This window comes from Candidatus Soleaferrea massiliensis AP7 (assembly GCF_000820765.1).
GTDB classification, from domain to species: Bacteria; Bacillota; Clostridia; order Oscillospirales; family Ruminococcaceae; genus Soleaferrea; species Soleaferrea massiliensis.
In genome coordinates this window covers 26,159-40,023 of sequence record NZ_CCYH01000036.1, presented here as the reverse complement: position 1 = coordinate 40,023, position 13,865 = coordinate 26,159, and the positions used below count along the sequence as shown (strand labels likewise).

Sequence of the window (13,865 nt, the reverse complement as noted above, 5' to 3'; positions counted from 1 at the left end):
TTGCAAAGGATCTGCCATCCCGTTTTTGCATAGAAGTGAGGAACAAGAATGAATATCATCAAGAAAATAACCAAGACGATTTTCAGCCGGCTTGCAGTCGTGGTTCTCATGCTGCTGATCCAGTTTTCACTGCTGATCTTCTTTATGTGGAAGCTGACCGACTATTTTGTCTATCTGTACGGCGTTCTGGTGGCGCTGAGCGTCGTCATCATCGTCTACCTGTCCAGCAAGAAGGACAATCCGGCCTATAAGCTGGCCTGGACCATTCCAATCCTGCTGTTTCCGGTGTTCGGCGGCGTGCTGTACCTGATGTTCGGCAAGCGGCAGAGTTCCAAAAGCCTGCTGCACAAAATGGATGTGGCGGTGAAGTACACGGAATCGATGCTTGAGACCGATGAAAACGTCACACAGAAGCTTTTGGGGCTTGACCGGAATGCCTGGTGCCAGTCCGAATACATCGCCAAATACGCGGGATTTCCAGCCTACTGCGATACAACGACGGAGTATCTGCCGCTCGGCGAGATCAAGTTCAAGCGGCTCAAGGAGGAGCTTGAGAAGGCACAGCACTTCATCTTTCTGGAATACTTCATCATCGATGAGGGCGTGATGTGGGGCGAGGTGCTTGAAATCCTGGAGCGCAAGGTAGCGGAAGGCCTGGAGGTGCGCGTCATGTACGACGACGCGGGCTGCATGGGTCTGATTCCGTACAATTATGCAAATATCCTGCGTAAAAAGGGCATCAAATCGGCGGTGTTCAACCCGTTCAACCCGTATCTCTCCACGCAGCTCAACAACCGGGACCACCGCAAGATTGCGGTCATAGACGGGCATACCGGCTTTACCGGGGGCATCAACCTGGCAGATGAATACATAAACGCGTACCCGAAGCATGGGCACTGGAAGGACGCCTCGATTATGCTGAAGGGAAACGGTGTGTGGAATCTGACCGTGATGTTCTTCCAGCTCTGGAACGTTGCAACCGGCGAGATCGATTCCTATGAGCAGTACCGGCCGCGCATCCATCATGCGGAGTCGTTCGAGAGTGACGGCTTTGTACAGCCGTACGGGGATTCTCCGACCGACGGGGAGAATGTCGGTGAGATGGTTTATCTGAATATGATCGGCCGCGCAAAGGATTATATCTACATCAACACGCCGTACCTGATCATCGACAACGAGCTGATGACGGCGCTGAGCCTGGCCGCGAAAAGCGGCGTGGATGTGCGGATTGTCACGCCGCATCACGGGGACAAATGGTTTGTGTTCATGGTGACTCAGTCCTATTATCTGCAGCTGATTCAGGCGGGCGTCAAGATCTATGAGTATACGCCCGGGTTTATCCATGCGAAGACCTTTGTGTGCGATGATCTGTATGCGACGGTCGGCACCGTGAATCTGGATTTCCGCAGCCTGTATCTGCATTATGAGTGCGGCGTCTGGATGTATAAGACCCGCTCGGTGGCGTCGGTCAAGCGCGACTTTCTGGAGACGCTGAACGTCTGCCAGCGCATCACGGCAGAGGAGTGCCGGAAGGTGCCGCTCTGGAAAAGGGTGCTGCGCAGCATCCTGAAGCTCTTTGCGCCGCTGATGTGATCCAATATTTATCTCTGAAGTGGGATATCGGGAAAAAGGCCCTGCAGCGAGAAAATTCTCGCCGCAGGGCCTTTTTCGGGATATATGGGTAAGTTTTGAAGGAGATGGCTGGATTGGGGAGGCCGGTGGGAGCCGGCCTCGTTTAGGAATAGGGTATGGGGTGTGTTTGAGGTAATGTGTATATCAATGCTTATACAAGCGACTTGCTTTTTAGAATATTTTTATATCCGGTATAGGTAGCCAGGAAATACAGGCCGTAAACGACCAGCAGGAGTCCTCCCGTAAATGCGGAGGTGATCCAGGTGTCCGACTTGCCGAAGATGGCCACGACGTTGTTGGCGACATAGATGCCCACCACCGAATGGATGATTGCCAGGAACAGCGGGATGCAGAAGTAGATGAAGATCTGGATGAAGATCGACTGGCTGATCATCTTTTCCTCGACGCCGATCTTGCGCAGGATCAGGTAGCGCTGTCTGTTGTCGGCCGCTTCGGAAAGCTGCTGCAGTGCCAGCACCGCCGCGCTCGTGATCAGGAAGACAAAGCCGATGTAGATGCCGATGAAGATAGCCATGGTCAAGATGCCCGCTGTGTTGTTGATGACATCCTGCTGGGTGATGACATACTGGCTGAAGGGGCCTTCATAGCCCTCCGGCTTCAGAATCAGCCCGCTGCGTCCCGAATTGAGGTCTGCAAACACCTTCTCAGCTTTCTCGGCGTCGCCCTTGAAGTTTGCGTTCAGCATCAAAGTGAATTCGTTGTTCGGACCTGCGTCCAGCTTGTCGTCCGGCAGGACAACCATCAGGTAGTTCATGCTCTGGTACGAGTTTACAACCACTTCCGGCTGGATGCTATCCAGTTTGATCTCATATTCCTGTCCGTTGTACGGGACTGTCCGGTTCTGAGCGAAGTATTCGTTCACATAGGGATCGAGATCCCGTTTATCGGTCAGCAGAATGCACTGATTTTCTTCAAGCTGGTAATTTCCGTCTTTGCCCTGCATTTCCAGCAGGCGGTTGAGGTCCGAAACACCGATGGAAAGCACCGGCATCGTGGCCCAGGGCTGGAGCGCGTCGGGCAGCTTCTCGAGACCGGCTTCGGACATCATGTTCTCCATGGTGTCGCCGGGCTGATAGATTTTGTACTGGTAATAGTCCTCGATGTATTGGTCGAAATCGATGCCGCTCTTTTCAAACATGCTCTTGAGGTCCGGGTCGTCTTTTATCTCATTGCTGTCATAGCTGATCTGTGCGGTCACGCCGTACGGCGTCAAAAATTTTACGTCGTTCTTGAGCGCGGTCGTGATGCCAAGGCCGGTGGAGAGCATGCCGATGGTCAGAAACAGCATCAGGCAGATCATGGTCATCGAGATAAAGGTGGTGTTGACCTTGCTGTTGATCTGGCGCATCGTGAACATGTTGAGCTTGCGGAAATACAGCCGCTTGCTGCTCTTGACCAGCTTCAGGGCAAAGCCTGACAGCGACATGAAGAACAGCAGTGTGCCGACCGCACCCAGGATCAGAGACCAGAGGAACTGTGAATCAAATGCCATCAGCTTGTTCTGGATAATCAGGTAATATGCGACGCCCAGGCTGATCACCGACAGGATGAACAGGATGACCGATACGGTCAGGTTGCGGGTTTTGAGCGTCTGGTTCTTGCGTCCGCCGTAGATCAGGTCGATCAGCTTGTAGCGGGAGACGGTGATGATGTTGAACAGGATGACGCACAAGAAGATGACGCCGAAGTAAAGGACGGTTTTGACCATCGCGTCCAGACTGAACACGAAGTGAAATTCGGTCATTGCGACGTCAAAGAGCTTCGCAGTCAAAAGCGAAAGGCCCTGTGAAAGGAAGATGCCGACCAGCAGGCCGACGACCAGCGACAGCACGCCGATAAGCAGCGTTTCAATGAACAGGATGAACGAGACGCCGGTCTTGCTCATGCCGAGGGTGGTGTAGATGCCCAATTCCTTTTTGCGCTTCTTGATCAGGAAGTTGTTCGCGAAGATGATCAGAAAACCGAGCACCACCGAGATGAACACCGAAATGGAGGACATCAGGTTGTCGAGAATCTCCAAGTACGGTCGCTGCGATTCGTTCAGGATGTTCATGATCTCCTGCGAGCCGATGGAGTTGAACACAAAGAAGATGGCGACCGCGAAGGTCAGCGTGATGAAGTAAACCGTGTAGTCCTTGACGCTGCGTTTGACATTTCGAAAGGAGAGCTTAGATAACATCTCTGTTGTCACCTCCGAGCAGGGAAACGACCTCGATGATCTTGTCAAAGAACTGTTTTCTCGTGTCGGTTCCGCGGATCAGTTCATGGAACAGCTTGCCGTCCTTGATGAACAGGATGCGGTGGCAGTAGCTGGCCGTGAACGCGTCGTGGGTGACCATCATGATCGTGGCACCCAGCGTCTTGTTCAGCGTCTCAAAGCTCTCCAGCAGCATCTGTGCGGATTTGGAATCGAGCGCGCCGGTCGGCTCGTCGGCCAGCACCAGTGCGGGATCGGTGACGATGGCTCGCGCGCTGGCAACGCGTTGCTTCTGGCCGCCGGACATCTGATAGGGATATTTTTTCAGGACGCCGGTGATGTCCAGCTGTCTGGCGACGGCGTCGACCTTGCGCTCGATTTCCTTGGGGGAGCGTTTTAGGATGGTGAGTGCGAGAGCGATGTTCTCGTATGCGGTGAGCGTATCCAATAGGTTAAAATCCTGAAAGATAAAACCCAGTTGTTCTCTTCGAAATTTGGAAAGCTGGCGGGGCTTCAGCGATGTGATGTTGTCGCCGCCGATAAAGATGCGTCCATTTGTCACGGTGTCGATGGTGGAGATGCAGTTGAGCAGCGTGGTTTTGCCGGAACCGGAAGCACCCATGACGCCGACGAATTCGCCGCTGTCCACCGTAAAGCTGATGTGGTTCAGCGCCTTGGTCAGATTGCCCTTGTTGCCGTAATACTTTTCTACATCTTCGACTCGTAAAATTTCACTCATGTGAAGTTCCTCCAATCTCATTTCTTGCTATGGTCCTAGTTTACCACGGGAACGGACAATCAGCCATAGCTTTAGAGAACAGTTCCCGAACATTTTTGTCACACTCCGTCCGCCTGCGGTCATATTGTTAGGTATGTAGCAGCTGTGAGCGCCGTCTTCAAAGAGAATGACGATCCATCCAGAATAGGAGCCGAAGAGAAGAAATGAGTGATTCTAAAAAGAACACTTGATTTCGCTAGAGTACGGTTTAAGATAGAAGACAATCGGGATAGTTTCAAAAATTAATCCTTGCATTATTTTGCTGTTTATGATATTATAAACAATGTCGAACAGCTTACAGAGCGTAGAATCACGACGATTCTACGCTCTGTTTTTTTGTTTTCGATGTAGTTTTTAGGTACCTTTTCTCCGATAAAGAGTCCGAATATTTCATTTTTAGGAGGAAAATTATGAACCAATCTGAAAACAGCCGATTTTTAGGCACCGAGAAAATTTCGAAGCTGATGCTGAAATTCTCTGTTCCATGCGTGCTATCACTGCTCGTAAGCGCACTTTACAACATTGTTGACCAGATTTTTATTGGGAACAGTTCACTTTCTGCCCTTGGCAACGCTGCCACGGGCGTTGTATTTCCCATATTTATCATCGCACAGGCATTCGCCTGGTGCTTTGGCGACGGATGTGCCGCATACCTTAATATCTGTCAAGGCAAAAATGATTCCAAAGCTTCCCACAAGGCGATCGGTACGGGACTTACAGTGACTTTTATTTCCAGCATTATCTTAATAGCTATCTTTTTCCCATTGAAGACGCCGCTTTTAACCTTGTTTGGAGCGTCTGAGAACAGCATTGGATATGCTGTGGAATATTTTAATATTATTCTGCTGTTCTTCCCGATTTTCATGCTGTCCAATATGATGAACGCCGTTGTGCGGGCAGACGGTAAACCGGCTGGCTCCATGATTTCCATGCTTGCGGGTGCGGTTACAAACATCATTCTTGATCCGGTATTGATCTACGGAATCAATTGGGAAAATACGGGTATGACCGCTATGACGGGTGCAGCGGCTGCGACTGTCATAGGACAGCTTGTATCGTTTGTAATCAGCGCGGTTTACTTCTTTAAACCAAAAACTTTTAAACTTACTCTCAGAAGTTTAATTCCAGACTTTAAAGCCTTTTCAGGAGCACTGAAACTCGGTACATCTTCGTTCATCACGCAGATGACAATTGTCGTCATCTCATTGGTATGTAATATTATGCTTGCCAAATATGGAGCCATGTCGTCGTATGGTATCGATATTCCAATTGCCATCATCGGCATTGAGAGCAAGGTGTTCACGGTTGTAATCAACCTTGTCGTCGGCATTGTTCTTGGCTGTCAGCCGATCATTGGTTATAATATGGGGGCGAAGAACTATGCGCGTGTGAAAGAACTGTACAAAAAAATTCTTTTTTGTACAGTCGCTATCGGCCTGGCGGCGACAATCCTGTTCGAATTTGCACCTCGTATGGTGATCGGCATTTTTGGTACGCCTACAAACATTCCCAACCCGGAAGATTATTGGATGTTTGGAGAAAGAACCTTCCGCATTTTCCTGAGTCTGGTCATCTTCACGTGTATCATTAAGATGACTTCGATTTTCTTTCAGGCAGTTGGAAAATCTGGGCAGGCAATTGTCGCGTCTTTGATTCGTGACATTGTTTGTTTTATTCCGTTAATCATCGTTTTTCCCGCTGTTTTTGGAGGGGTAGAGGCCATTCTTTACGCTGCGCCTGTTGCGGATTTTATTGCGATGATAGTAGCCGCCGTTTTAACCGTTAGATTTTTTAGATCTCTGAAAGGGCATGCACCGGCAAAAGCGGAAAGTGGTGTTATACGGGAATCAAAACCAGGATTGATTGTTACAATTGCGCGTGAGCATGGTTCTTCGGGTAAGCAAATCGGCAAGATTATCGCAGAAAAACTACAAATTCCTTTTTATTATAAAGAAGTGACCGTCCTTGCGGCGCAGGAGAGCGGACTTGATCAAGAATTTATTTCTGATATCAACAGAAATTCACCGAAATATTTACACGAGCTTTACTTGAGTACAGATGTTGTCCAGCAAGCGATTGCAGCGCAAGACAGGATTATCAAGAACATTGCGGAAAAAGGGAGCTGTGTGATAGTTGGAAGAGCTGCTGATTATGTATTGAACGGACACAAGAATATGATTCGGATCTTTATTTACGCGCCCAAAGAGTACAAAATATCAAAAGTTATGGAAGTTTACGGAGATAGCCATGAAGAAGCCGAAGATAACGTGCTTCGTTCCGATGAAGCAAGAGCCGCATACTATAAAAGCATATCAGGAAAACATTGGGGGCAGCGGTCCAATTATGATTTGCTGATGGATTCATCTATCGGGGTTGAGGAAACTGCGCAAGTGCTGCTTCAATATATAGCATCGAAACAAAATGGTTAGATATAAACCGGCTCTTACATTGTGGATTATGATGGTGTTTAGGTGATAATCACCATTTCTATTTTTAAATTTCGGTCCATTACAAAACTGTACAGGCAGTATCGCAACGAACAGCCGCACAAATCTGTCAAAAAGGCCAGCAAGAGACAGCCTTTTGACAGATTTGCTTGTTTCTTTAAATACACCCCCGATATCCAAAACAGAGCGGTCTGCTGGCAGACCGCTCTGTTTTGGATGCACGAAGGCAGGCATCCTCAATAGGATGCCTGCCTTCTATTCATATAGAATTGGAGTGTGAAACAGCATTGTTTCGTCAGGACACCGGTTCGGAGGTTTCCGTGACGGTGACGTTCGCGCCGGCCTGCTGTTCTTCACCGGCGGACAGCGGCCCCATGGTGTTGAGGTCCTCCGCCGGCGGGGAATCCACGCCGGTATTGGCCTGTGCACCATCGCCGGTTTGCGTCTCAGCGCCGGTCTGCGCGGCATCGGAAGCCGCGGCGTCGGTCTGTGCCGCGCTGCCGGTGCCGGCAGCGGTCTGGTTGGTGACGTTGAGTTCATGCATAAATCCATCCAGCTCGGTGCTGCAGATGTCGCCTGCGATCACCTTGCCGCCCGCAACCAGAAGATTTGCCTTGACATTGCTGGGATGATCCGGATAATTTGCGACATCATATGTATAGCGGACGACCTCTTTGCCTTGGTAGCCGCTCAGGTCGAAGCCCTGCTTGAGCTGAATGGCGTTGTAGTTCGTATACACGTCGTCAAACTCCTGCGGGACGAAAGCCGACACCACCTCTGTCGGTTCGGCGGAGATATCCCAGCCGAAGCGCTTCAGGTAGCTGACGCGCGCGGTATTGTCCGGCACATCCACATTTTGATTGACCGGAATGGACGCGGTCGGCAGGCTTGAGGTGTTTCCGTTCAGCACAAAGAACCACAGCAGCACAATCACAGCCAATGCAACCAGAATCACCGTGACAATCTTCTTTTTGTTCATCTTCATGGACATAACAAACATAATTGCATACACCCTCTATCCGTTCATGCTTTTCTTCAGAAAGAAATGTTCCGTTCTGTCGCTATGTATATGCTGTCCCGAAATCCTTTAGAAGTGTTTGCGCCAGAAATCAGACAATCTTGACGGACGGCGGGATTTGGTATACAATTGCAGGAAGAATCGGCTGCGTACAGCCGGTTGCTTCAGCGGGTATCGGCCGGGAAATGGACCGGCTGCCGCTGAAAGGATGATTCGTAAGATGTGTGACCTGTAAAAAACGAAGGCCGGGTATGAAACGGCACATAAATGGAAGGAAGACATGTGTGTGGAACAGATTACAAGCCGGGACAACGCAAACATCAAGCTGGTACAGAAGCTTTTGAAAAGCCGCGGCGCGCGGTATGAAAACAGACAGTTTGCCGCCGAGGGCATCAAGCTCTGCATGGAAGCGCTCGAGAGCGGCATCGTGATAGAAAAGCTCTTCTGCACCCGCACAGCTTTGGAGAAATACGCCGAATCAGCCCGCAGACTGTCGGCCGCGGCGGGCCAAAGCTTTGAAATAACCGATGGGATTTCTCAGAAAATTGCGGATACAAAGTCTCCGCAGGGGGTATATTGTATCTGTAAGATGCTTGACAAACGCCGTAATGCTGTTACAATAGGGAATAGTGAAAAATTTTTGGGGCTTGTCGACCTGCAGGATCCGGGCAATATCGGCACGATCATCCGCACCGCCGAGGCGATGGGGATCGACGGCGTCTTTATGACCGCGTCCTGCGCGGACCTCTACAGCCCGAAGGTTTTGCGCAGTACCATGGGCAGCGCGTTCCGCGTTCCAATTTATATTGCGTCCACGCCGGAAGAGCTGCTGTCCCGTTTTCAGAAACATAAGACCTCTCATCCGAACGACCCATCCGATGACTGGACGGTCCGGTTCGCCCCCGGTTCGTCTATGAAGGTTGTCGCCGCGGCCCTGCAGAAGGAAAGTGTCACCCTTGACAAGCTGGACACAGCGGGCAGCATGATGGTTCTGATCGGCAACGAGGGGAACGGCCTCGATGAAGCGGTCATCGCGCAGTGCGATGAGACGGTGTTCATCCCGATGGAGGGACAAATTGAATCGCTGAACGCTTCGGTTGCCGCCGCGCTCCTGATGTGGAGGATGACAAAAGAAGGATGAATGAGCATGACACCGAAAGAATACTGGATCTGGCTGCAGCTGTCCCTGGGACAGGGAAGCGGTAAGCTGGACGATATCCTGCTGCAGTTTGACACGCCCGAGGCGTTTTATCGGGCGGATGAGCGGGAAAGACGCGCCGTCCGCACGCTCACGGCAGCGGATTTTGCACGGCTGAAACGGACGGGGCTTGCCGAAGCGCAGAAGGTGATAAAGGACTGTGCCCGCATCGGGTGCAGAATCCTGACGCCCGACGACGGGGAATTTCCAAGCCGGCTTCGGAACATCTACGGTATGCCGGGCGCGCTGTATGTACAGGGCAGCCTGGCGGACATCGACCAGATTTTAACCATTGCGATGGTGGGGACGCGCACGCCCAGCGATTATGGGAAATACGCCGCCAAGCGGATTGGATACGATCTCGCGAGGGAGGGCGCCGTGATTGCAAGCGGCTGCGCCGTCGGCATCGATACGCTGTGCCACCGTGCGGCGCTGGCGGCCGGGAAGCCGACCATCGCGTTTCTGGGCTGCGGGCTGGATGTCGATTATCCGGCTGAGAACCGGCAGCTCAAACGGGACATCGCCGCGATCGGCGCGCTTGTGACGGAGTATCCGCCCGGCACGCCGCCATTGGGAAGAAATTTCCCGATTCGGAACCGGCTTATATCCGGCATTTCGCTGGGGACCGTTGTCGTGGAAGCGCCGTCGAAAAGCGGATCGCTGATCACGGCGGAATACGCGCTGGAACAGGGCAAGGATGTCTTCGCGGTGCCGAACAACATCTTTTCGGGTCTTTCCGCCGGAACCACAAGGCTTTTGAAGCAGGGGGCGAACCCGATCGATTCGGCGGCCGACGTTCTGATGCAGTACCGCGGCTATCTTGCGGGCAATGTTCAGAATTTATCCAAAAATTCCCCGGAAATGCCGCTTATAATAAAAAAGGACCCCGAACCGAAGCGGATGACCGCGTCCGCGCCGGTCACAAAAAAAGCCGCGGCGCATACGGTGGATATGGAAAAGCTCGAGCTGAGCGCCGAAGCAAAGGCGGTATGGGAGGTTTTGTCCGAGCGGCCGATGCCGGCGGATGAAATTTTCGCGAAAGTTGATATGATGATGGGCGATATGTTGGCAGTGCTGACTGAGCTTGAAATAGAGGGCCTTGTGCGGTCCTATCCCGGCAACCAGTTCGGCCGGAACAACGATACAGAATAGGTGGAATTAGATGTCTGATTTAGTGATTGTGGAGTCGCCCGCAAAGGCGAAAACCATCAAAAAATATCTGGGAAAGAACTATGAGGTCATCGCCTCGATGGGGCATGTCCGCGACCTGCCGAAGAGCACGATGGGCGTCGACCTCGAGCATGACTTCAAACCGAAATACATCTCGATCCGCGGCAAGGAGGACATTGTCAAGCAGCTCAAATCCTCCGCCAAGAAGAGCGACAAGATCTATCTGGCGACCGACCCGGACCGCGAGGGCGAGGCGATCTCCTGGCATCTGGCGCATCTTCTGAAGATGAACCTTGACGAGCCGAACCGCGTCACCTTCAACGAGATCACCAAATCCGGTGTGCAGAGCGGCATGGAGCATCCGCGCAACATCGACATCGACCTGGTCAACGCGCAGCAGGCGCGCAGGATTCTGGACAGGATCCTCGGATACAAATTGAGCCCGTTCCTCTGGAAGAAGGTCAAGAGCGGCCTTTCCGCCGGAAGGGTGCAGTCGGTGACCGTCAAGATGATCGTCGACCGCGAAAACGAAATCCGCGCGTTCGTCACAAAGGAGTACTGGACCATCGACGCCAAGCTGGCGGCCAAGGGTTCCCGCAAGCAGTTTTCGGCGAAGCTTTCCCTTTATAAAGGAGAGAAGATCGAAATCGCGGACGAAGAGACTGCGAACAGGATTGTAGCGGAGCTGCAGGACGTGCCGTTCATCGTGACGGCCATCAAGAAGGGCGTCAAGAAGAAATCCCCGGCGCCGCCGTTCACAACCTCCACGCTGCAGCAGGAGGCCTCCAAACGGCTCGGCTTCCAGTCCAGGCGGACCATGAAGGTCGCGCAGGAGCTGTATGAGGGCGTCGAGGTCGCGGACCACGGCATGGTGGGTCTGATCACCTATATGAGAACCGACTCGCTGCGCATCTCGGATGAAGCGGCTTCAGCGGCGGAAGAGTACATCACCGGCCGTTACGGCAAGGAGTACCTGCCGAACACCCGCCGGGTATACAAGACCAAGAAGGGAAACACGCAGGACGCGCATGAGGCGGTGCGACCGACCATGCCGAACCTGACGCCCGAGCAGGTCAAGGAAAGCCTGACGAGTGAGCAGTTCAAGCTCTATAAGCTCGTCTGGGAGCGGTTTATCGCCAGCCAGATGGCCAACGCGCAGCTGAACACCGTCTCCGCCGACATCGCGGCAGGGGACTATCTGTTCAAGGCGTCCGGCCATTCGGTCAAGTTCGCCGGCTTCACGGTGCTGTATGAGGAGTCCAAGGAATCCGATGAGGAGAACCAGGGCATCCTGCCGCCGATCCAGGTGGACGACCAGCTCAAGGTCAAGGCGCTGGATGCAAACCAGCACTTTACGCAGCCGCCGGCCAGATACACCGAGGCGTCGCTGATCAAAGCGCTCGAGGAGAACGGCATCGGACGCCCGAGCACCTATGCGCCGATCATCACGACGATCCTGCAGAGGTGGTATGTCGAGCGCGAGGCGAAGACCCTGAAGCCCACCCAGCTCGGCGAGATCATCACGAAGCTGATGGAGGAGCAGTTTGCGAACATCGTGGATGTTGCGTTTACAGCAAAGATGGAAAAGGATCTTGACAACGTGGAGGTCGGAAAGACCGACTGGGTCAAGACACTCGATAAATTCTATAAGGAGTTTGCCAAGACGCTCGAACAGGCGGAGAAGAACATGGAGGGCGTCAAGATCAAGGTTCCCGAAGAGGAAACCGACGTGATCTGCGAGCTCTGCGGCCGCAACATGGTGGTCAAGACCGGACGCTTCGGCAAGTTTCTGGCCTGTCCCGGATTCCCGGACTGCCGCAACACCAAGAAGATCGTCAAGGAGACTGGCGGCATCTGTCCGAAATGCGGCGGAAAGATTCTGGCCAAGAAGAGCAAGAAGGGCAAGGCCTACTACGGCTGCGAGCACAACCCGGAGTGCGATTTTATGACTTGGGACCTGCCGCTCAGCGAGCCCTGCCCGAAATGCAAGAAGACCCTGTTCAAGAAGGGCGGCAAGAAGGGCAAAATCTACTGCATCGATGAAAACTGCGGATATGAGAGAGGACCGGGTGAGGAATGAGAGCAACGGTAATCGGAGCGGGGCTGGCGGGATGTGAAGCGGCTTGGCAGCTTGCAGAACGCGGCGTTTCGGTCACGCTCTGCGAGATGAAGCCGAAGAAATATTCCCCGGCGCACAGCTACGAGGGCTTTGCCGAGCTGATCTGCTCCAACTCGCTGAAGGCCTCGCGGCTCGAATCGGCCGCCGGGCTGCTCAAGCATGAGATGGAGCTTTTGGGATCCCTGCTTGTGCGGGTGGCCAAGGAGAACGCCGTGGAAGCGGGCGGGGCGCTGGCCGTCGACCGCAAAGGCTTTTCGGACGGCGTGACCCGGGAGATTCTCGGCCATCCGCTGATCACGGTGGTCTATGATGAGATCACCGAAATCCCGGAAGGCGAGGTCGTCATCGCGACCGGCCCGCTGACCTCGGACAGCTTTGCCCAGCAGATCAAGAAGCTCTGCTCCAGCGAGTACTTGAGTTTCTACGACGCGGCCGCGCCGATCGTCTCGTTCGAGAGCATCGACAGGGAGCGGGTATTCTTCGCGGCGCGCTACGGCCGCGGGGACGACGACTACATCAACTGCCCGATGGATAAAGCGGAGTACGAAGCGTTTCACGAAGCGCTCGTATCGGCCGAGTCCGCGCCGCTGCACGAATTCGACCAGCAGCTCAAGGTGTACGAGGGCTGTATGCCGGTCGAAGTGCTGGCGAAGCGCGGACAGGACGCGATCCGTTACGGGCCGCTCAAGCCGGTCGGCCTGACCGACCCGCGCACCGGGCGCCGTCCCTGGGCGGTGGTACAGCTGCGCAAGGAAAACCGCGCGGGCACGCTTTACAATCTGGTCGGCTTCCAGACCAACCTGAAATTCCCGGAGCAGAAGCGGGTTTTCTCGATGATTCCGGGGCTTGAACATGCCGATTTCCAGCGGTACGGCGTCATGCACCGCAACACCTTCCTGGACAGCCCGCGGCTGCTTGAGCAGGATATGAGCCTGAAAAAGGATTCGCACATCTATTTTGCGGGACAGATCACCGGCACGGAAGGGTATATGGAATCGGCCGCCGGCGGCATTCTGGCCGGCATCAATTTAGCAAGGAAGCTGCGCGGTCAAGCGCCGCTGATCCTGCCCGCCGATACGATGACCGGCGCGCTGGTCGGCTATATCACCGATGAAACCGTGAAGGACTTCCAGCCGATGGGCAGCAACATGGGCATCCTCCCGCCGCTTTCTGAACGCGTGCGGGATAAAAAGAAACGCTATGGCATGCTGGCCCAGCGCGCGATGGATTCTTTGAAGGCGTATTTGCAGGAACAGGGTCTGTAATGCTGCGGTGACGGTTAAGA

At 53.4% G+C, this 13,865-nt stretch carries 9 protein-coding genes; 6 read left to right on the top strand and 3 right to left on the bottom strand.

Features of this window, described 5'->3' with window-relative positions; all coding sequences use genetic code 11:
- Positions 1-57: 57 nt before the first annotated feature.
- Complete coding sequence (gene cls, locus BN348_RS08745; RefSeq protein ID WP_082020905.1) at positions 58-1,593, top strand: cardiolipin synthase; 1,536 nt, start codon at positions 58-60, stop codon at positions 1,591-1,593.
- Between the two features lie 190 nt (positions 1,594-1,783).
- Here cls and BN348_RS08740 read toward each other — a convergent pair whose 3' ends face one another.
- Together BN348_RS08740 and BN348_RS08735 are read right to left on the bottom strand one after the other, a co-directional pair.
- On the bottom strand, positions 1,784-3,832 hold the full coding sequence (locus BN348_RS08740) for an ABC transporter permease (RefSeq protein ID WP_040197510.1): 2,049 nt from the start codon (positions 3,830-3,832) through the stop codon (positions 1,784-1,786).
- Positions 3,822-4,589 (bottom strand): ABC transporter ATP-binding protein, encoded by a 768-nt coding sequence (locus tag BN348_RS08735; RefSeq protein ID WP_040197509.1) that lies wholly within the window; start codon positions 4,587-4,589, stop codon positions 3,822-3,824. The genes BN348_RS08740 and BN348_RS08735 overlap by 11 nt, the downstream gene beginning before the upstream one ends.
- A 449-nt stretch (positions 4,590-5,038) precedes the next feature.
- On the opposite strand from BN348_RS08735, the gene BN348_RS08730 reads away from it, so the two are divergent.
- Positions 5,039-7,057 (top strand): cytidylate kinase family protein, encoded by a 2,019-nt coding sequence (locus tag BN348_RS08730; RefSeq protein WP_040197508.1) that lies wholly within the window; start codon positions 5,039-5,041, stop codon positions 7,055-7,057.
- 313 nt (positions 7,058-7,370) lie between these two features.
- Here BN348_RS08730 and BN348_RS08725 read toward each other — a convergent pair whose 3' ends face one another.
- Entirely contained in the window at positions 7,371-8,075 is a 705-nt protein-coding gene (locus tag BN348_RS08725) for a DUF4830 domain-containing protein (protein WP_052446842.1), read from the bottom strand.
- Positions 8,076-8,379: 304 nt separating this feature from the next.
- Between BN348_RS08725 and BN348_RS08720 the strand changes: the two genes are divergently transcribed.
- Genes BN348_RS08720 through trmFO form a run of 4 tightly spaced genes read left to right on the top strand, consistent with a single transcriptional unit; the run spans position 8,380 to position 13,845 of the window.
- A complete protein-coding gene (locus BN348_RS08720; protein WP_197068319.1) occupies positions 8,380-9,234 on the top strand; it encodes a TrmH family RNA methyltransferase in 855 nt (284 codons plus the stop codon).
- Positions 9,235-9,240: 6 nt separating this feature from the next.
- Positions 9,241-10,443 (top strand): DNA-processing protein DprA, encoded by a 1,203-nt coding sequence (gene dprA, locus BN348_RS08715; protein ID WP_052446841.1) that lies wholly within the window; start codon positions 9,241-9,243, stop codon positions 10,441-10,443.
- Between the two features lie 10 nt (positions 10,444-10,453).
- A complete protein-coding gene (gene topA, locus BN348_RS08710; protein ID WP_040197506.1) occupies positions 10,454-12,541 on the top strand; it encodes a type I DNA topoisomerase in 2,088 nt (695 codons plus the stop codon).
- Positions 12,538-13,845 carry a methylenetetrahydrofolate--tRNA-(uracil(54)-C(5))-methyltransferase (FADH(2)-oxidizing) TrmFO gene (gene trmFO, locus BN348_RS08705; RefSeq protein WP_040197505.1) on the top strand — a complete coding sequence of 436 codons (1,308 nt, stop codon included), beginning with the start codon at positions 12,538-12,540 and terminating at the stop codon, positions 13,843-13,845. The genes topA and trmFO overlap by 4 nt, the downstream gene beginning before the upstream one ends.
- Positions 13,846-13,865: the final 20 nt, after the last annotated feature.

What these genes read in the sequence shown, in the direction of transcription:
- dprA (WP_052446841.1), top strand. Translation starts at nt 9,241, where the DNA reads ATGACACCGAAAGAATACTGGATCTGGCTGCAGCTGTCCCTGGGACAG.
- BN348_RS08730 (WP_040197508.1), top strand. Translation starts at nt 5,039, where the DNA reads ATGAACCAATCTGAAAACAGCCGATTTTTAGGCACCGAGAAAATTTCG.
- BN348_RS08725 (WP_052446842.1), bottom strand. Translation starts at nt 8,075, where the DNA reads ATGTTTGTTATGTCCATGAAGATGAACAAAAAGAAGATTGTCACGGTG.
- BN348_RS08740 (WP_040197510.1), bottom strand. Translation starts at nt 3,832, where the DNA reads ATGTTATCTAAGCTCTCCTTTCGAAATGTCAAACGCAGCGTCAAGGAC.
- topA (WP_040197506.1), top strand. Translation starts at nt 10,454, where the DNA reads ATGTCTGATTTAGTGATTGTGGAGTCGCCCGCAAAGGCGAAAACCATC.
- trmFO (WP_040197505.1), top strand. Translation starts at nt 12,538, where the DNA reads ATGAGAGCAACGGTAATCGGAGCGGGGCTGGCGGGATGTGAAGCGGCT.
- BN348_RS08735 (WP_040197509.1), bottom strand. Translation starts at nt 4,589, where the DNA reads ATGAGTGAAATTTTACGAGTCGAAGATGTAGAAAAGTATTACGGCAAC.